Origin of the sequence: Ruminococcus sp. AF20-12LB, assembly GCF_003478985.1 — a bacterium.
Taxonomy (GTDB): Bacteria; Bacillota; Clostridia; order Lachnospirales; family Lachnospiraceae; genus Blautia_A.
On the sequence record NZ_QUGH01000001.1, the window covers coordinates 281,671 to 301,329 of the forward strand.

Annotated in this window: 17 protein-coding genes; 14 read left to right on the plus strand and 3 right to left on the minus strand. The window is 45.6% G+C overall.

All coding sequences use genetic code 11. The features are described 5' to 3' along the window. The first annotated feature begins 9 nt into the window (after positions 1–9). The 7 genes from glmM to DWX61_RS01280 all read left to right on the plus strand — a co-directional run bounded on the left by glmM (position 10) and on the right by DWX61_RS01280 (position 8,960). Positions 10–1,356 (plus strand): phosphoglucosamine mutase, encoded by a 1,347-nt coding sequence (gene glmM / locus DWX61_RS01245; protein WP_015526146.1) that lies wholly within the window; start codon positions 10–12, stop codon positions 1,354–1,356. A gap of 8 nt (positions 1,357–1,364) precedes the next feature. Then, a complete protein-coding gene (locus DWX61_RS01250; RefSeq protein ID WP_118623382.1) occupies positions 1,365–2,423 on the plus strand; it encodes a tetratricopeptide repeat protein in 1,059 nt (352 codons plus the stop codon). A gap of 1 nt (position 2,424) precedes the next feature. Beyond that, positions 2,425–3,660, plus strand: a complete 1,236-nt coding sequence (gene hflX, locus DWX61_RS01255; protein WP_118623384.1) for a GTPase HflX — start codon at positions 2,425–2,427, stop codon at positions 3,658–3,660. Between the two features lie 214 nt (positions 3,661–3,874). After that, on the plus strand, positions 3,875–6,247 hold the full coding sequence (locus DWX61_RS01260; RefSeq protein ID WP_118623386.1) for a ribonucleoside triphosphate reductase: 2,373 nt from the start codon (positions 3,875–3,877) through the stop codon (positions 6,245–6,247). Positions 6,248–7,269: 1,022 nt separating this feature from the next. After that, positions 7,270–7,710: an ACT domain-containing protein gene (locus DWX61_RS01270; protein ID WP_118512583.1), complete on the plus strand. Its 441-nt coding sequence runs from the start codon at positions 7,270–7,272 to the stop codon at positions 7,708–7,710. A 226-nt stretch (positions 7,711–7,936) separates the two neighbouring features. Then, a complete protein-coding gene (locus DWX61_RS01275) occupies positions 7,937–8,656 on the plus strand; it encodes an AzlC family ABC transporter permease (protein ID WP_118623390.1) in 720 nt (239 codons plus the stop codon). Then, entirely contained in the window at positions 8,646–8,960 is a 315-nt protein-coding gene (locus DWX61_RS01280; protein ID WP_118623392.1) for an AzlD domain-containing protein, read from the plus strand. The genes DWX61_RS01275 and DWX61_RS01280 overlap by 11 nt, the downstream gene beginning before the upstream one ends. 63 nt (positions 8,961–9,023) lie before the next feature. On the opposite strand, the gene dapF is transcribed toward DWX61_RS01280, so the two are convergent. Continuing rightward, positions 9,024–9,878: a diaminopimelate epimerase gene (gene dapF / locus DWX61_RS01285; protein WP_118623394.1), complete on the minus strand. Its 855-nt coding sequence runs from the start codon at positions 9,876–9,878 to the stop codon at positions 9,024–9,026. 345 nt (positions 9,879–10,223) lie between these two features. Between dapF and DWX61_RS01290 the strand changes: the two genes are divergently transcribed. The 3 genes from DWX61_RS01290 (at position 10,224) to DWX61_RS01300 (ending at position 12,567) form a co-directional block, all read left to right on the plus strand. Next, positions 10,224–11,000 carry a transporter substrate-binding domain-containing protein gene (locus DWX61_RS01290; protein WP_118512579.1) on the plus strand — a complete coding sequence of 259 codons (777 nt, stop codon included), beginning with the start codon at positions 10,224–10,226 and terminating at the stop codon, positions 10,998–11,000. Between the two features lie 147 nt (positions 11,001–11,147). Beyond that, a complete protein-coding gene (locus tag DWX61_RS01295; RefSeq protein WP_227574153.1) occupies positions 11,148–11,837 on the plus strand; it encodes an amino acid ABC transporter permease in 690 nt (229 codons plus the stop codon). After that, on the plus strand, positions 11,824–12,567 hold the full coding sequence (locus tag DWX61_RS01300) for an amino acid ABC transporter ATP-binding protein (RefSeq protein ID WP_118512578.1): 744 nt from the start codon (positions 11,824–11,826) through the stop codon (positions 12,565–12,567). Before DWX61_RS01295 ends, DWX61_RS01300 begins: the two co-directional genes overlap by 14 nt. Before the next feature lie 107 nt (positions 12,568–12,674). On the opposite strand, the gene DWX61_RS01305 is transcribed toward DWX61_RS01300, so the two are convergent. Further along, positions 12,675–13,733: a Gfo/Idh/MocA family protein gene (locus DWX61_RS01305; protein ID WP_118623396.1), complete on the minus strand. Its 1,059-nt coding sequence runs from the start codon at positions 13,731–13,733 to the stop codon at positions 12,675–12,677. 15 nt (positions 13,734–13,748) lie between these two features. Next, positions 13,749–14,954, minus strand: a complete 1,206-nt coding sequence (locus tag DWX61_RS01310; RefSeq protein WP_118512576.1) for an ROK family transcriptional regulator — start codon at positions 14,952–14,954, stop codon at positions 13,749–13,751. 493 nt (positions 14,955–15,447) lie between these two features. Here DWX61_RS01310 and DWX61_RS01315 point away from each other — a divergent pair, with 493 nt between their 5' ends. From DWX61_RS01315 to DWX61_RS01330, 4 genes are all read left to right on the plus strand, one after another. Beyond that, positions 15,448–16,485, plus strand: a complete 1,038-nt coding sequence (locus tag DWX61_RS01315; RefSeq protein ID WP_118512575.1) for a Gfo/Idh/MocA family protein — start codon at positions 15,448–15,450, stop codon at positions 16,483–16,485. A 61-nt stretch (positions 16,486–16,546) separates the two neighbouring features. Continuing rightward, complete coding sequence (locus DWX61_RS01320) at positions 16,547–17,791, plus strand: ABC transporter substrate-binding protein (RefSeq protein WP_227752237.1); 1,245 nt, start codon at positions 16,547–16,549, stop codon at positions 17,789–17,791. A gap of 145 nt (positions 17,792–17,936) precedes the next feature. Continuing rightward, on the plus strand, positions 17,937–18,818 hold the full coding sequence (locus DWX61_RS01325) for a carbohydrate ABC transporter permease (protein WP_173739739.1): 882 nt from the start codon (positions 17,937–17,939) through the stop codon (positions 18,816–18,818). Continuing rightward, on the plus strand, positions 18,818–19,657 hold the full coding sequence (locus DWX61_RS01330; RefSeq protein WP_118512572.1) for a carbohydrate ABC transporter permease: 840 nt from the start codon (positions 18,818–18,820) through the stop codon (positions 19,655–19,657). The genes DWX61_RS01325 and DWX61_RS01330 overlap by 1 nt, the downstream gene beginning before the upstream one ends. Positions 19,658–19,659: the final 2 nt, after the last annotated feature.

Genomic DNA, 19,659 nt, shown 5'->3' on the forward strand with positions numbered 1-19,659 from the left:
GAGAACATTATGGGTAAATATTTCGGAACAGATGGTTTTCGTGGTGAAGCAAATGTAAAACTTACGGCAGATCATGCATTTCGCGTGGGACGTTATCTCGGCTGGTATTACGGCAGAGATCACAAGGCGAAGATCGTGATCGGCAAGGATACAAGAAGAAGCAGCTACATGTTTGAGTATGCCCTTGCGGCAGGACTTACCGCATCCGGCGCAGATGCATATCTGCTTCATGTAACCACAACTCCAAGTGTATCCTATGTGGTACGTACAGAAGATTTTGACTGCGGTATCATGATTTCCGCAAGCCATAATCCGTTTAATGATAATGGGATCAAGGTCCTTAATGAGAACGGACAGAAGATTTCCGCAGATATTGAAGCACGTATTGAGGCATATCTGGACGGCGAGATCGAGGAACTTCCGCTGGCAACCGGAGAAGATATCGGCTGTACTGTGGATTTTGCATCCGGAAGAAATCGTTATATCGGACATCTGATCTCTATCCCATGCCATGATTTCAAAAATATCAAGGTTGGACTGGATTGCTCCAACGGAAGCTCATCCGCCATTGCCAAGAGTGTTTTTGACGCACTTCGTGCAAAAACCTATGTGATCAACAATGAGCCAAACGGAACCAACATCAACCGTGGCTGCGGTTCCACACACATTGAAGTTCTGAGACAGTTCGTGGTAGATAAAGGTCTGGATATCGGTTTTGCATATGATGGTGACGCAGACCGCTGTATCGCCGTAGACCATCGCGGAAACATCATTGACGGTGACAAGATCATGTATGTGTGCGGCAAATATTTAAGAGAGAAAGGCCAGCTCAACGGAAATACAGTTGTAACAACCGTTATGTCCAATCTTGGTCTTTACAAGTCTCTGGAGCGTGAAGGCATCGACTATGAGCAGACAGCAGTTGGTGACAAATACGTTGCCGAGAACATGATGGAAAACAATTACAGTATCGGTGGTGAACAGTCCGGACATATCATCTTCAGCCGCTATTCCGCTACCGGTGACGGGATCCTGACTTCTCTTATGATCATGGAGGCATGTGTGGATCAGAAGGCCACACTCTGTGACCTTGCAAAGGAGATGAAGGTTTATCCGCAGCTTCTCAGGAATGTGCGTGTTTCCGACAAGAAAACAGCACTGGAGAACGAAAAGGTAAAAGCAGCCATTGAGGCAGCTGCGGAGGCACTTGGCGATGACGGACGTATCCTGGTACGTGAGAGCGGTACAGAGCCGCTGATCCGTGTTATGGTAGAAGCGGGAACGGATGATCTTTGCCATAAATATGTGGACAGCGTTGTTGATGTGATGGAAGCCGAAGGGCTTGTTGTAGAATAAGGAATTCCATGAAAAAAACAAAGACCGTATTGATTCTTGCAGCCGTTACAGGAGTTTTGCTTCTGGGCGGCTGCGGCAGTGAAAAAACAAAAATATATGAACAGGCCGGAAAGGATCTTTCCCAGGGAAGCTACAAGTATGCCCTGGAGGAGTACCAGAGCTCTATCCAGAACGGAGTGAAGCTGGCACAGTCCTATCGTGGGGCAGGTATCGCAAGCCTGCGTCTTGGCAAATATGAGGATGCGGTGAATAGCTTCACGGAAGCTCTGAACTGCGATAAAGTAAGCAAAAGCCTTCGTAAGGATATCCTGTCCTATCGGGCTACTGCAGAGCTGAAGTCTGGAAAATACGAGGATGCCATGGCAGACTGTCAGACACTTGGAGAAGATTTTTCCATGGATGCAGGTAGTTATTTCCTCACCGGAAAGGTTGCCCTTGCCATGGATTCCTACGAAGAAGCTGCATCTAACTTCAAACAGGCTTATGGAGAAGATTCCACCTATGATATGGCGATCGAGATCTATGAGGCATATCTGGACAAGGATATGGAAGCGGACGGGACCAGATATCTGGAAGCTGCTCTTTCTTCTGAGGCCAAGGATGCCCAGGACCACTGTGACAGAGGCCGTGTCTACTATTATATGGAAGACTACAGCAACGCAAAAAAAGAGCTTCTGGAAGCAACCAAGAAGGATAATACGGAAGCATTGCTTCTTCTGGGAATGGTATATCTTGCCCAGGATGATGTGGAAAATGCCAAGGCAATGTACAAGCAGTATATTTCCGCAGTGGGTGATTCCGCCAAGGGCTATAATGGCCTGGCACTGTGCGATATCCGAAGCGGAGATTATGATTCCGCTCTTGATAACATCACAAAAGGCCTTCCGACAGCTGCCACAGACGAGATGCAGAGCCTCCTGTTCAATGAGATCGTAGCCTATGAGAAAAAGCTGGATTTTGCTACTGCACTGACCAAGGTCCAGGAATATATTGAGATGTTCCCTGAAGATTCCGCTGCAAAAAAAGAGCGGGCTTTCCTGAAAACCAGAACGTCTTCGGAGGGCTGATATGGAATATTTTGAGGAAATACAGGACAGGGTTATCCTGATCGGTGTTCAGGCAGATCGGGGGGATGACATGGAGGAATCCCTGGATGAGCTTGGAGAACTTGCGGCTACGGCAGGTGCGGCGGTTGCAGGCAGGATCATTCAGAATCGTGAGGCCGTACATCCGGGAACCTATATCGGAAAAGGCAAGATCGAAGAGGTAAAAGGTCTTCTCTATGCCCTGGATGCCAATGGTGTGATCTGTGACGATGAGCTTTCTCCTGCCCAGATGAATAATCTGGAACGGGAGCTGGAGTGCAAGGTTATGGATCGTACCCTGCTGATCCTTGACATTTTTGCGAAGCGTGCTGTCACAAGTGAAGGCAAGATCCAGGTAGAGCTTGCACAGCTTCGTTATCGGTCTGCACGTCTTGTGGGACTTCGTTCTTCTCTTTCGCGACTTGGAGGAGGAATCGGAACCAGAGGCCCCGGTGAGAAAAAGCTGGAGACAGACCGTCGTCTGATCCGGAACAGGATTTCCGCACTGAAGCAGGAGCTTTCCCAGGTGGAAAAGCACAGAGAGCTGATCCGTTCCAGAAGAGCTGTGGGAAATCTGAAGACAGCAGCCATTGTCGGTTATACCAATGCAGGAAAGTCAACGCTTCTGAATACACTGACAGGCGCCTCGGTGCTTTCGGAGGATAAGCTGTTTGCCACACTGGATCCGACTACCCGTATTCTGACGCTGGATGACGGACAGCAGCTTCTTCTTACGGATACCGTAGGCTTTATTCGCAAGCTTCCGCACAATCTGGTGGAAGCCTTCAAGAGTACTCTGGAGGAAGCCAAATATGCGGATTATATCATTCATGTGGTAGATGCATCCAATCCTCAGGCGGAGATGCAGATGCATATCGTATATGAAACCCTGAAAGAGCTTGGTGCCCTGGGAAAAAAGACGATCACACTTTTTAACAAGCAGGACCGTGTTTCCGGGGAGAGCTTCCGGGATCTCCGGGCAGACCATACGCTGAAGATTTCCGCACAGACAGGAGAAGGGCTTGAGGAATTTAAGCAGCTTCTTTCAGAGATCCTAGCAGAAGGACAGATTTATATGGAACGGCTTTTTCCTTATTCGGAGGCCGGTCAGATACAGCTGATCCGTGAGTATGGACAGCTTCTTTCGGAAGAGTATACCGAAGGCGGGATTGCTGTAAAAGCAAGAGTTCCGCGGGAAATCTATCCGAAAGTCACATAATGTTAAAATATCTACTCAGTACCATATATAGTACCGTGAACAAAACGGGCACTATATATGGTGCTTTTTATGTTGACGCAAAGAGGCGTGTCTGATACAATAAGCCTACAGCGCTTTGAACACAGATCGTGAAACGGAGTGTGTTCGTAAGCAGGCAAGTGAGGCGGAATGGAATATCCGCTTATAAATAAATGCATGAGGGAGGCATTTTCTTATGTTTCAGGTAGTAAAAAGAGACGGTGAATTAGACGAATTCAAAATGGGGAAGATCACCGCGGCAATTGACAAGGCATTTGATGCCAAAGGCAAGAATTACAGTTCGGATATGATCGATCTTCTGGGACTTCGTGTTACAGCGGATTTTCAGAATAAGATCGAGAACAACCGGATTTCTGTTGAGGATATCCAGGACAGTGTGGAGAACGTACTGATCCAGGCCGGATATTCTGATGTTGCCAAGGCGTATATCCTTTATCGGAAGCAGCGTGAGAAGATCCGCAATATGAAATCTACCATCCTTGACTATAAAGAGATCGTAAACAGCTATGTAAAGGTTGAGGACTGGCGTGTAAAGGAGAACTCAACGGTTACTTATTCTGTAGGAGGTCTGATCTTAAGCAACTCCGGAGCAGTTACCGCAAACTACTGGCTGTCTGAGATCTATGACAACGAGATCGCAGATGCACACAGAAATGCAGATATCCATATCCATGATCTGTCCATGCTGACCGGTTACTGTGCAGGCTGGTCCCTGAAGCAGCTGATCCGAGAGGGACTTGGCGGTATTGAGGGTAAGATCACTTCTGCACCTGCAAAGCATTTAAGTGTACTCTGTAACCAGATGGTGAATTTCCTGGGTATCATGCAGAACGAGTGGGCAGGCGCACAGGCATTTTCATCCTTTGATACTTATCTGGCACCTTTTGTAAAGTCAGACAACCTTTCCTATCCGGAGGTTAAAAAATGTATTGAGTCCTTTGTATATGGCGTAAATACTCCAAGCCGCTGGGGTACTCAGGCACCGTTTTCCAACATTACACTGGACTGGACCGTTCCGGACGACCTTGCAGAGCTTCCGGCTATCGTAGGCGGCAAGGACATGGATTTCAAATATAAGGACTGTAAGAAAGAAATGGATATGGTCAACAAGGCATTTATCGAGACCATGATCGAGGGAGATGCCAACGGACGTGGATTCCAGTATCCGATCCCGACCTATTCCATCACAAAGGAATTTGACTGGTCTGATACCGAGAACAACCGTCTTCTTTTTGAGATGACTTCCAAGTACGGTACTCCGTATTTTTCCAATTATATCAACAGTGATATGAAGCCAAGCGACATCCGCAGCATGTGCTGCCGCCTCCGTCTGGATCTTCGTGAGCTCCGTAAAAAGAGCGGTGGATTCTTTGGCTCCGGTGAGAGCACAGGCTCTGTAGGCGTTGTTACCATCAATATGCCGCGTATCGCATATCTTTCCAGAACGCCGAAGGAATTTTATCAGCGCCTGGACCACATGATGGATATCTCCGCAAGATCTCTTCATATCAAGAGAGATGTGATCAGCAGGCTTCTGGATGAGGGACTGTATCCGTACACGAAGAGATATCTTGGAAGCTTTAACAACCATTTTTCCACCATCGGTCTTGTGGGAATGAACGAAGCGGGCTTAAATGCCTGCTGGCTGAAAAAAGACATGACAGATCCGGAAACCCAGAAGTTTACAAAAGAGGTTCTGGAGCATATGAGAAACCGTCTTTCAGACTATCAGGAGCAGTATCCGGGAGAGCTTTTCAACCTGGAGGCAACACCGGCAGAGTCCACTGCATACCGTCTTGCCAAACACGACAGAAGTCGTTATCCGGATATCAAAACAGCAGGAAAAGAGGGCGACACCCCGTATTACACAAATAGTTCTCATCTGCCGGTTGATTACACTGCGGATATTTTTGACGCACTGGATATTCAGGACGATCTGCAGACTCTGTATACTTCAGGAACCGTATTCCATGCATTCCTTGGGGAGAAGCTTCCAGACTGGAAGGCAGCGGCAGCTCTGGTACGTAAGATTGCAGAGAATTATCGCCTGCCCTATTACACTATCTCACCGACCTATTCCGTATGTCAGGAGCACGGCTACATCAGCGGCGAGCATTTCACCTGTCCGAAATGTGGAAAGAAGGCTGAGGTTTACAGCCGTATCACAGGATATTACCGTCCTGTACAGAACTGGAATGATGGTAAGACCCAGGAGTACAAGAATCGTACCCTCTATGATATTACCCATTCCCAGCTGAAAAAGGTCCACACCAGTGTGATGACCATGAAGGGTGACGAGGTGGAGATCCAGCCTGTGGAATCTCATAAATATCTTTTTACGACCAGCACCTGTCCGAACTGCCGTATGGCAAAGAAAATGCTTGAAGGAGAAGAACTGGAGATCATCGATGCTGAGCAGAATCCCGAGCTTGTCAAGCAGTATGGGATCCGTCAGGCGCCTACACTTGTGATCACTGACGGGGCACAGGTTAAGAAGTATGTGAATGCTTCTAACATTCAGAAGTATGTAGATGAAGAGCTGGATTGAGCTCTTCGGGGCAATTGTAAATTGTAATTAAAATGGCTGGACGTATGTCTGTTTGGATGTGCGTCTGGTCTTTTTTATATATTCTTTTTATTTTTGTCTTTTTGTTCTTAGGTTTTTTGGGGAGATTTTTGTTTTTGGGGAAAGGTGGTTGACATTTCATGGCGGGATGGTATACTTATACATGGGTTTAATGATTGAAAGTGTTACACTTTAATGTATGAATATATACCGCTGTGATACCGCGTGGGGAATCCGGGAATTGTTTCCCGGCGGAAATTTGCGAGGGGGAAAGCACTCAAAGTTGCGAAGCCCGTTTTTCCTCCTCGCGCTCCCCCTTTCCGGGCACGCTTTTTGGAGCGTACGTTGTGGTGTGTGATACGTTATTGATGGGGCGATGGATTCGACTGTATCGGGAATTCAAGGCTGAGCCGATGGATGAGGGCGGACGGGAAAGGCGGCCCGCATAGCGGGCCTGTTCCCTGATATGAGATTTATGTTCTGTGATATTTAACTGAATTAAGTAAGTTCCCTGCAGAGTTGCGAAAAGCAATAAGCAGTGGGTGAGGACTTGCTTGTATCAGGAGAAGTGCAGGCTCTTTCTGATAAACTCCGGAGCAGTTATTCAGTTATGAGCAAGTAGCGAAGCGGATTGCGAATATCCGCTTGAGCTGAAGCAAGAAAGCATATCAGTTACTTATATCGGCACAACCTGCAATATCCAACACCGTAGAATCCATCGCCCCATCAGAAAAGTAACACATTCCATAACGCAGAACAGCGGCGTGGCCGGGAGGGGAGGAGCGCGAGGAGGGGACTATGGCCTTCGCAACTATGAATGCCTCCCCTCCTCGCACCTGCCGCATGCGAAATGCTCCCCCAGGAAAGGGAATCCACAGCCGCATGCGAAATGCTCCCTCCCGGAAAGGGATTCACTTCCAAATAATTTCATGCTAGAATAAAAAAAGAATAATAAGAAAAAGAATAATAAGAAAAACAATAACAAGAAAAGAGGAAAACACATCATGGTAAAACAGAACATCGTCTTCGTAGAAAACACTCCGGGAAGTCTTCAGAAAGTCACAAAGATCCTTGCTGAGAATCAGATCGACATCTACGGCTTCGGCTGTTTCGATGCACCGGAGTTCGCAAACTTCCGTATGGTATGTGATGATCCGGAAAAAGCAGATCAGATCATGGCAGAAAACGGATATATGACCCGTATTACTCAGGCCATTCTGGTAGATCTTCAGGATGAGATCGGCGGCCTTGACAAGCTTCTCAGCGTCATGGGCGACAGCAACGTAAACCTTCATTACATCTATACCTTTTTCCACAGAGGTTTGAAAGTCCCGGTAGCGATCATGCACTGTGAGGATCTCCTTGTTGCAGAGAGCGTTCTTCGTAACAATGGCTTCAAGGTTCTGAATCGTCTGGTAAATCCGGATGGAGTTGAAGAAGCGTAAGGATATATTCTGGAAAATGACAAACAGGAATGACGTATTCACGTATTGAAGTTTTGACAGGGTAATGCTACAATAAAAGGGCGTGTCAGGAAACAGGAAAAATGTTTTCGGGCACGCTCTTATTTACATGTACAACGAGCTGTGGCGAGATTCTGATGAGTGCTGTACAGATCGGAGAAGCAGGCCTGCGTTTTATAACAGAATGTACATATAATGGAGGAAATCGATGAAAAGAGAAAATTTCAGAAAAGGTATGAAGGATGGAGTTCCCATCGCTCTTGGATATTTTGCGGTATCCTTTACCTTTGGCATGATGGCTGTTGCCGGCGGCTTGAGTATCTGGCAGGCAGTCCTGATCTCCCTGACCAACCTGACATCGGCCGGTCAGTTTGCGGGATTGGACATTATTTTTGCAGGAGGCTCCATGTGGGAGATGGCAATGACCCAGCTGATCATCAACCTGAGATATTGTCTGATGTCATTTTCCCTGTCCCAGAAATTCCGGCGTGAGGAGTCCGGAATCCTGAAATATATCGCTGCTTTTGGTGTCACCGATGAAATTTTCGGGATCAGTGCGGCCCAGGAGGGAAAGGTCAGCGTATTTTATAATTACGGAGCCATGTGCGTGGCAATCCCCGGATGGACTCTTGGAACTCTGGCAGGAGGAATCTCCGGAAGCCTTTTGCCAGATTTTATGCTCAGCGCGTTGAGCGTTGCCATTTACGGAATGTTCCTGGCCATCATCATCCCGCCGTCCAAAAAGAGCAGACCGGTTCTTGGGGTGGTTGCGGCATCCATGGCAGTCAGCACTGTTTTTGCGGTGACACCGGTGTTAAAACAGGTATCATCCGGATTTATGATCATTATCACAACACTTCTGGTAGCAGGCTTGGCAGCTTATTTCTGCCCGCTGGAAGAGAAAGGGGAAGCCGTTCATGAGTCATAATATATATATCTATATCCTGGTGATGGCAGCTGTCACCTATCTCATCCGTATGCTGCCCCTTGCTCTTGCAAAAAATGAGATCAGAAGCCCGTTTATCAAGTCTTTTCTGTATTATGTGCCATACGCCTGTCTGGCAGCCATGACTTTCCCGGCCATCCTGAAAGCCACAGACAGCATCATCTCCGGTGCAGCAGGTTTCCTGGTAGCGCTTATTGCTGCATATAAGGAAAAAAGCCTGCTCACAGTAGCCCTGCTGGCATGTGTGGCGGTGTTTATCGTGGAGAGGGTTCTGGTATTTATTTGAGCAGGGGATATGCGGAAATATAATACGCAGGAGGGAGCCTCGAAAAGCTCCCTCCATTTTCATTTATTCACCTAAAAATCCAAGATCAATCTCTCCGTCAAACACCGTAGTTGCAGGTCCTGTCATATATACAAGGTTTTCATCTCTTTCCCAGTAGATGTCTAAGTCTCCGCCAAGAAGCTGTACAGTAACCGGCTTGCTGCCATCAACCTTGTCATTGAGGATGGAAGCTACTGTAACTGCGCAGGCACCTGTGCCGCAGGCAAGGGTTTCTCCGGAGCCACGCTCCCATACGCGCATCTTTACGGTGTGATGGTCGATCACCTGAACAAACTCGGTGTTGACTCTGTCAGGGAAGCACACGTGATTTTCAAAGGACGGGCCTATCTTTTCCAGGTCAAGGCTGTCCACATCGTCTACGTAGATGATGGCATGAGGATTGCCCATGGAAACTGCGGTTATGTGATATTCTTTTCCCTCGACAGTGATGGGAGCGTCGATAACCTGCTCGGTTTCGGCAACCACCGGAATCTCTTTTGCGGTGAGGATCGGGGAGCCCATGTTGACTTTTACCATGGAGGCTTTGCCGTCACGGATAGTAAGATCCACATATTTGATACCACTTCTTGTGGCAATGCTTAAAGAAGTTTTGTCCACGATGCCGTGGTCGTAGACATATTTGGCAACGCAGCGGATACCGTTTCCGCACATGGCACCCTGAGAGCCGTCCAGATTGTACATATCCATCTCGCAGTCTGCGATCTCAGACGGGCGGATCAGGATCAGACCATCGGAACCAATGCCAAAATGACGGTCGCTGACAAATTTTGCCACTGCGGCCGGATCCTTAACAGTCTCTTCAAAACAGTTTACATATACATAATCGTTTCCGATGCCTTGCATTTTCGTGAATTTCATAATAGTAACCTCCTCTTGTTCCTGAATATTATACTTGTTTTTTCTGTTGGAGCACAAGACTCCCATGGAAAAAATACGCAGGTTTTTTCCATTTGTTGCCTTTAATAGTATAGTATACGGGATAATTGTTATCGAAAAGTGAATTTTCCCTGTGGAATTCCGGTAAATTAGGAGTGAATTTTCGCATTTATGGATTTTATGTGCTTGCATTTTGTCAGAAACATGGTATCATAAAACAAAGTAATATGCATGGAGATGTATAATTATGCTGTACATTACGAATTGGGCTGACAGAAACAGGAGAGGCAGTTAACGTAAAGTACATAGAATTCAGGAGGAAGAAAAATGAAGAGAAAATTTATGGCACTTGCACTTGCAGCAGCTATGACAGTTTCTATGACATCCGCTGTTTTTGCAGCAGATGAGATCAAGAGCGCAGATGATCTGGAGGGTAAGAAGATCGGTGTTCAGCTTGGAACAACCGGTGACGCAGACGCTACAGAGGTTAAAGACGCAACAGTGGAGAGATACAACAAAGGTAATGACGCTGTTATGGCTCTGAAACAGGGTAAGATTGACTGCGTAGTGATCGACAGCGAGCCTGCTAAGAAATTTGTTGAGAAAAACGATGATCTTGAGATCGTTGAGGACATTTTTGACAAAGAGGAGTATGCAATCTGTCTTTCCAAAGATAATGCAGACCTTACAAAAGAGTTTAACGAGGCTCTGAAGGAGCTGAAGGATGACGGAACTCTGGATTCCATTAGAGATAACTATATCGGTGATGATGCAGGTAAGACACCATATGAGACTCCTAAGGATGCAGATCACTCCAAGGGAACTCTTACCATGGCAACAAACGCAACCTTCCAGCCATACGAATACTACGACGGAGATAAGATCGTAGGTATTGATGTTGATATCGCTCAGGCTGTCTGCGACAAGCTTGGATATGAGCTGAAGATCGAGGATATGGAGTTTGATGCGATCGTAAATTCTGTTAAATCCGGAAAAGCTGATTTTGGTGTTGCAGGAATGACAGTAACAGAGGATCGTAAAAAGAGCGTTGATTTCACTGATCCGTACACAACTGCAGAGCAGGTTGTTATCGTAAAGAAATAATTTTGTACAGAGAAATCAGAGGATTCTGAACGGATAAGCTGAGAAACAGATATTCGTTGCAGAGTTCAGTAGCGAATGATCAGGTTCCGGATATCCGGGTATGTTTTCCGGATTTCGGAACCTGTAGTTTTGGAAAGGGTGGAAATTTTGAGTCTTATTGAACAGTTTCAGTTTAACTTTCTGGACGACAATCGTTGGCAGTTCATTTTGTCCGGTCTGAAAAATACCATCATTATTACTTTTTTTGCTGTACTTCTTGGTATTTTTCTGGGATTTGTCATTGCTATTGTCCGTTCCACACATGATAAGACAGGTAAGCTTAAGATCCTTAATGTGATCTGTCGTGTTTATCTGACGGTGATCCGTGGCACACCAACGATGGTACAGCTGCTGATCGTATTTTATGTTATTTTTGCAACCATAGATCCGGGTAAGATAGTCGTTGCCATTATCGCCTTTGGTATGAACTCTGCTGCATACGTGGCTGAGATCGTCCGTTCTGGTATCATGTCTATTGATCAGGGACAGTTTGAAGCAGGACGGAGCCTGGGTCTTAACTATACACAGACTATGATCAAGATCATTCTTCCGCAGGCGGTCAAGAACATCCTGCCGGCTCTGGGAAATGAGCTGATCGTACTTTTGAAGGAGACATCCATCAGTGGTTATATCGGACTTATGGATCTGACCCGTGGCGGAGACATTATCCGAAGCCAGACCTACAGTGCACTGTTCCCGCTGCTGGTAGTAGCTGCAATCTATCTTGTGATCGTTTGTTTCCTTACCTATCTGGTAGGAAGACTTGAAAGGAGGCTGAGAACCAATGAGCGTAAGTAATGAAGTACTTCTGGATGTGCAGGGACTTGAAAAGGCCTATGGCGGCAATCAGGTTCTCAACGGGATCACCACACAGATCCGCAGAGGTGAAGTAGTAGCCATCATCGGACCATCCGGCTGTGGTAAATCCACATTTCTCCGTTCCCTGAATCTCCTTGAGGAGCCGACCGGGGGAAAAATCCTCTTTGAGGGAACCGACATTACAGATCCAAAGGTGGATATCAACCGTCATCGTCAGAAAATTGGAATGGTATTCCAGCAGTTCAATCTGTTTCCTCATAAGACGGTAAAAGAGAACATCATGCTCGCACCGGTAACACTGAATCTTATGAGTAAGGAAGAGGCTGAAAAAACGGCACTGGAGCTGCTGAAGCGAGTAGGTCTTCCTGATAAGGCAGATTCCTATCCGGATATGCTTTCCGGCGGTCAGAAGCAACGTATTGCCATTGCAAGATCGCTTGCCATGAATCCAGACGTGATGCTGTTTGACGAGCCGACATCTGCTCTTGATCCGGAGATGGTCGGAGAGGTTCTGGAGCTGATGCAGGAGCTTGCAAAATCCGGCATGACCATGGTTGTGGTAACTCATGAGATGGGCTTTGCCCGCGAGGTGGCAACCAGAGTTCTTTTCATTGATGAAGGAACGATCCAGGAGGAAAATTCTCCTGAGGAATTCTTTGCAAATCCAAAGAATAAAAGACTTCGTGAGTTTCTTTCAAAGACGTTATAATGACATTATAAATATAAGAATATTAAAAACGGATGCTTTATCCTCCTGTGGAAATGCTGCAGGAGATAAAGCATCCGTTTTTTTATATTCACAGAGCAGCGATGCCGTTATTTCGATGGCTGGTTCAGATTACTGTAGGTCACATCCTCAAAGGGGAGGACGATCCGTTCTCTCCTGGCCGAGGAAAGGTAGATGCCTTTTACCATTTCAAGGGTTTTTCGGCCTTCCAGCCCGTCGATGACAACGGGGAGATCCTCACGGACGGAACGGTAGAAATCACGGATCTGCAGGTGATGGCTGCTTCCCCAGTAATCAGGACCCACATTTGTGGTTTCATAAGTGTTTCGGATCTCGGCATAGGTGCCGTCCAGCTCGTAATAGCCCATGTCCTGCTTCAGACCCAGGCGGCCTTTTTCACCGATCAGCTCAATATTGATCGGGGAATCGGCTCCGTAAATGTTGCATGCATAGAGATTATAAAGACAGCCGTTTTTGAACATGATAGCAGCGTCTGCGGCATCCTCCACCTTTACAAAATGATGAACATAATTATGAACACTTCCGTCGATCCATTCCACATCGGAATCCAGCATATATCGAACACGGTCAATGCTGTGGATCGCCTGGTCTATGAGAACACCGCCACCCTCTTTGTCCCATGTTCCCTTCCAGTCACTTCCGCTGTAATAGTCGAGCGGACGGTTCCAGGTCAGATAGGAACGGGCGGTAAGGATCTTTCCGAAATCACCCCGCTGGATCATTTCACGGAGCTTTTCCACACTTTTTGTGTAACGGGTCTGGAAGATAACGCCCAGCTTTACATGAGTTTCTTCGGCGGTACGGATCATTTTGTCTGCATCCTGAAGACAGGTGGCGATGGGTTTTTCGGTAAGGACATTAATGCCGGCTTTCATGGCTTTGATGGCCATGACCGGATGCAGGAAATGCGGCAGACAGAGATGTACCACATCAATATCTTTATCCAGGATCTCATCAAAGTCCGTAGTCCAGGAACAGTTAAAATCCTCTGCAAAGGAACGGGCAAGAGCGGGGTCCTTATCGACAGCATATATTAATTCTACTTCGTCACTGAGACGATGGAATGCATCCGCATAAGAAACAGAAATACGGCCGCAGCCTACAATAGCAGCTTTCAGTTTTTTCATGGCTTCCTCCTTATATCATCCGATAAAAAAATTCGTCAGATCCTGATTTGTAAAAGAATAGTGGATATCAAAAAAGTATTTCATGGCTCCGTTCAGGAACGAATCGCTCTGGAGCTGAGAGTAACGGACGGTCACATTATCTACCATCCTGCGAAAACCTGTTTTTTTCAGGTCTTCCCGCACTTCGTTGAGAAAATATTCGCCAAGAGCAGGGATTTTTCCGCCGAGAACGATCAGAGATGGATTTACGGTACTGATCAGATTACTCAGGGCGATGGACAGCTCCCATGCCATCTCCTTTACCATGGCAAGAGCGGTTGGATCGCGGAAAGTGGCAGCCTTTCCCAGATCTGAGAAGGTGATTTCTGAAAGTGCGCTTAAGGATGGAATCTGTCCGAATTCCGGGATCCTGTTTTTCAGAGCCTGTTCCGAGATCATAACCTCCAGACATCCATGATTTCCGCAGATACATTCCGGACCGTGAGGATCAATGGAATAATGGCCGAATTGGGTAAAAGATCCGCTGGCAGTTCCGAGCATACTCCCTTCTGTGAAAAGGGTGGCACCGATGCCGCGACCGAAATTGAGAAAGGCAAAATTTTTCTCTTTTATATTTCCATAGACCTTTTCTGCATAGGAATAGCAGGCAGTATCATTGAGAAGATCTACCGGGTATCCCGGGAATGCAGTCTTCAGAGATTTAATGATCTGAGTGCTTTCCATGGAAGGCAGATTCAGGGTCGTGGAATATACTTCATTGCTGGAGGCATCGATCATGGCAGACATTACTACACAGATGCCAAGGATACGATCAGGAGCACAGTGTTCCAGAATGGATTCCCGGAAACAGGAGCAGGAGCATGCAACGTGATTTTCATCTTCGGAAAGCTTTCGTGCTTCGTGAAAGACGGAAGTGCCGGCAATGTCTACCAGATAAGCCTCTACAGTATTCTCATGCCAGTTCATGACAACGATGTAGTAGCTGTTCATCCGTACCTGAAGACAGTTCGGCTTACGTCCGATGCTGTCGGATTCTCCGATACCGCTGTCCACGATGAATTCCCTTTCGATCAGTTCGTCTACAAGAGTAGATACGGTTGTCTTGCTGAGCTTCGTCTGTTTGGCAAGGTGTGCTCTGGATATTCCGGGACTGGAATAGATGGAAGTATAGAGCCGTTTCATATTCGTGTTCTTAATAACCTGCTGATTGACAAGTTTCATAGTTTCTTTTCATCTCCAATCCTTTAAAAATAAACGGTACCGAAAAAATGGTAAAGTCTCCGTACTAAATATATCCTATCATAGATGCAGAAAATAATCAACATGTGGCTGTACAAAGAAAATAGTGATTATCATGAAAGGAAAGATAAAGGAAACTGACAATTACAAAGAAAATACAATATAACACAGATATTTTCATCGAGGATTTGCAGAAGAACTGGAATAAATAGTACGGCGAAAGGATTAATTGACTTTATATGTAAAAAATGCACAAATAAACCAAGAAATATTGTTAATTATACAAGAAATGCACATTAAATGGCGAAAAAGCAGGAAAGAATGTTGACAGATACGGCAAAGGGTGCTATCCTAAATCCAAGCTAAGAACGGCAAAAAAGAGAGCTTACAGCAAAAAACACAGATGTTTCTGCAGAAAGCTTTTATTTTTTGGAATATTAGTTAGGTCACTGGACAAATAAAGAGAGGTAGAGAGATGAGAATAGGCGTGATTGGATGCGGCGGAATGGGAACGACTCATTACTTATCCCTGAAAGTCTTATCAGAAAAAGAGGATGATGTTGAGGTAGTTGCCCTGTCTGACTGCAGAAAAGAATTTCTGGACAAGGCGGCATCATACTTTCCGGAAGCTGCCACGTATGAATACGGAATGGAACTGCTTGAAAAGGAACAGCTGGATATTGTACATATCTGTCTTCCAAGCTATCTGCATGCAGAACATGCAGTGAAGGCGCTGGAAAAGGGAATGAATGTACTGGTTGAAAAACCGGTATGTCTGACTGAAGAGGATTGCCAGATGCTTCTTGAAGCAGAAAAAAGATCCGGGAAGAAGGTTATGGTAGGCCAGGTAGTACGTTCCTTTGAGGAATATAAATATCTGAAGGAAGCTTACGACACAGAAAAATTCGGAAAGCTGAAATCTATTACTATGGAACGCATCAGCGGAGATGTGAAATGGGGATTTGAGGACTGGTTCCATAAAGAAGAAAAGAGTGGTTCTGTTGTGCTGGATCTTCACGTGCATGATCTTGATTTCCTGCGTTATATGTTGGGGGAGCCGGACAGCTTCCAGGTAAATGCCAGCAGATTTGAAAGTGGTATGATCAATCATATCATCACGGAGTATGAATTCGGAGATGTTTTTGCTGTAGCAGAAGGTATCTGGGATGAGTCACCGGCAATGAAGTTCCATGCAGCGTTCCGTGCACATTTTGAGGATGCTACGATAGAATTTAACGGTGCCCAGTCACCGAGCCTGACAGTATATAAGAAAGACGGAACTGTGGAGACGCCGGAACTTAAAGCTGAATATGAAGGCGAAAGTGATGTGGCGGGGATCAATGTTTCCAATCTGGGACCATATTATACAGAAATCAAATATTTCCAGGAATGCGTCAGAGAAGATAAACCTGTAGAGGTTGCTCCTCTGATCGAAGGAGTAAGATCCGTACAGCTTGGAATTAAAGAGTGGAATGCGGCAAAAGAGTACGTAGACGCACACGAGAGCAAATAATGAAATTTTCACTGAAGGCAGTGAGAAAAATAAAAAAGCTATTCAAAAGGAGGATATGCAAATGAAAAAAAGAGTGATTTCTATTCTGTTATCAGCAGCAATGATCTCATCAATGGTAGTCGCAGGAGGGGTAACTGCACATGCTGAGGAAAATGTAACACTGAATGTATTTGATGCACATGCTTATGGTCTGGATGAGTATGACGAGATGGTAAAAGCCTTCGAGGAATCACATCCGGGTGTGACTGTTGACGTACAGCATGCAGCTAACGATTATGACACACTGCTTCAGTCCAGAGTAAACTCCGGAGATACACCGGATGTATTTGATGCTGAGGCCGGAACAAAAGCGAAAATGTACTATGATTACGCTTATGACTGGAGCAATGATACAGAGGTTCTGGACAAATTCAATGAGGACGCTGTAAACCTTGGAAAAGATGATGAGGGAAATGTAAAATCTCTTCCATGGACCTATGAGAACATGGGTCTGATCTACAACAAAGACTGCTTTGAGAAAGCTGGTATCGACAAGCTTCCGACAAACATGGATGAGCTGGAAGAGGCATGCAAGAAGCTGAAGGATGCAGGCATCACTCCGTTTGCGCTTGCTTCAAAGGAAACATGGGTATTAGGACAGGTTGCAACACATTTCATGATCGACAAAGACAAAACAGCTGCTGAGACAGTAGATGCGATCAAATCCGGAGAGACATCATTTGCAGATATGCCTAACTGGGAGAACCTTTACAAGTTTCTTGATCTTGCTGTAGAGTATGGTCCGGATAAGCCGCTTGAGGTTGACTGGGAGACATCAGAGAATATGCTTGCAAACGGCGAAGCAGCTATGATCCATATGGGTGACTGGTGCCAGTCTACACTGGATTCCTTTAATCCGGATGCAAATCTTGCATTCCTTCCATTCCCGGTAGGCTCCGGTGAAGATGATGCAACTGTATTATCCTCCTGTAACTGGACTTATATTGTAAACAAAGATTCCAAGAATCTGGATCTTGCAAAAGAGTATTGTGAGTTTATCCTTACCTCCGAAGAAGGCCAGAAATGGATGGCAGAAGGTGTAGGCGCTGTTCCTGGTGCAAAGTCTGATATGAAAGTAACCGGCGCTCTTGCAAATGATGCTAAGACCTATATCGATGCTGGAAAGACAAACGGCTGGATCCACACAATTGCTCCTGGCAGCTACGCAGATGAGTGTGGTCCGTATCTCCAGTCCTACATGCTTGGAGATATGAGCGCAGATGAAGTAACACAGCTTTTCCAGGATTTCTGGACATCTGCAGAATAACAAGGAACTCCAGGAGCCGAAGAGAAACAGATTTGTTGATTTTGGGCTGACGGAATGTAACTGACAAAAGAGGGAGACAGGCAGCAGGTTTGCCTGTTTCCCCAATATAAACCAAAGAAAAATTGAATTTCTGGAGGGGATAGGATTGAAAAACAAAAAAACAAAGGATCTGGCAATTTTTGCATTGTTTGTCTTTCCGGCAGTTGCTTTTGTACTGTTTGCCACAGATATTCCATTTGTAATGAATCTGTACTATTCGGTATTTAATTGGAATGGAATCGGCAAGAACATGGAATTTGTAGGACTTGCCAACTATGTGAAAATTTTTACTGCTGACCCGCTTTTTTGGAAAGGTGTCAGATTTACTCTTAAATTTGCAGTATTTTATGTTGTTATCGTAAATATCGTTTCTCTCACAGTTGCTATCGTAATGGCACGTGAGAACAAAGTGAACAGTCTTGGACGTGCTTTTTATTATATTCCTTACATTATCAGTCTGACAGCGATCAGTCTGATCTGGAAATTTATCCTGGGACCTGGCTTTGAGGCTCTTTACAGTGTTACAGGATGGGAATTCTTTAACTGGAGCTGGCTTGGAACACCGAAGCTTGCTTTTTATGTAGTTGTTGTCATGGCAGTATGGCAGAATCTTGGTTTTTACATGGTCAATTATATCGCAGGAATCATTGCAGTTCCGGGGGAACTTCTGGAAGCGGCAAGAATCGACGGAGCAACATCTTTTCAGGTATTCCGCAAGATCACAATTCCGATGATCATGCCTGCAATCTCGATCTGTATGCTGACATCAATGACATTTGCGTTTAAATTATTCGATATTATCATGGTATTTACAAAGGGCGGACCTGCGAATTCAACTGTTTCCGTTGCATATAACATTTATAAGGAAGCTTTTGTTAACAGCAAATATGGTCTTGCTACTGCCAAATCTCTTGTATTTGTAGTGTTTGTTCTGATCATTACAGCAATTCAGATGAAGATTACCAAGAGTAAGGAGGTTGAGGCATAATGAAGAAGAAACCAAAGAACCTGCGGCAGGTGAATGCACTGACGATTATTATTTTTGTATGTGCGATATTCTGGCTGATGCCGCTGGTATTGATCTTTATAAACTCGTTTAAACCCTACAATGATATGCTGCAGGATTTCCTGGCTCTGCCCAAATCCTGGAGCCTGAAGATGTACATTGAGACCTGGACAAAATTCGGGTTCCCGTCTCTGATCTTTAACACATTGCTTTATACATTCTGTACGGTCATCCTGGTGGTGCTCATTGCGCCGATGGCAGCCTATAAGCTTGCAAGAACAAAAAACAGACTTAGCAAAGTATGCTTTGTTCTGATCATCATGCCAATGATGGTTCCGTTCCAGTCTTATATGATCACTTTGACAAGACTGGTTTCGAATGTGAAGCTGACAGGGACAAGAACCGGATATATTCTGGTAAGTGTAGGATTGTGTATGCCGTTGGCTGTATACATGATCCATGGATTTGTAAAAAATGTGCCTATCGATCTGGAAGAGTGTGCATGTATTGACGGTGCAGGTAAGATCCGTACCTATTTCAGCATTGTACTTCCGCTTCTGAAACCGATCCTTACTACGGTCGTTGTTTTGGATGCACTGGCAACCTGGAATGATATCATCACCAACCAGCTGATTGTTGGCGGAAACACAGTGGCAATGAATATCCAGAATGCACTGTACATGCAGTTTTCAGCACAGACAGCAGACTGGGAGCATGCGCTTCCTGGAATCGTAATGTCTATGATACCGAGTCTTATCTTCTTTGTTGTGATGCAGAAGCATATTGTAGGTGGTATTACTGCCGGCGCAGTAAAAGGCTGATC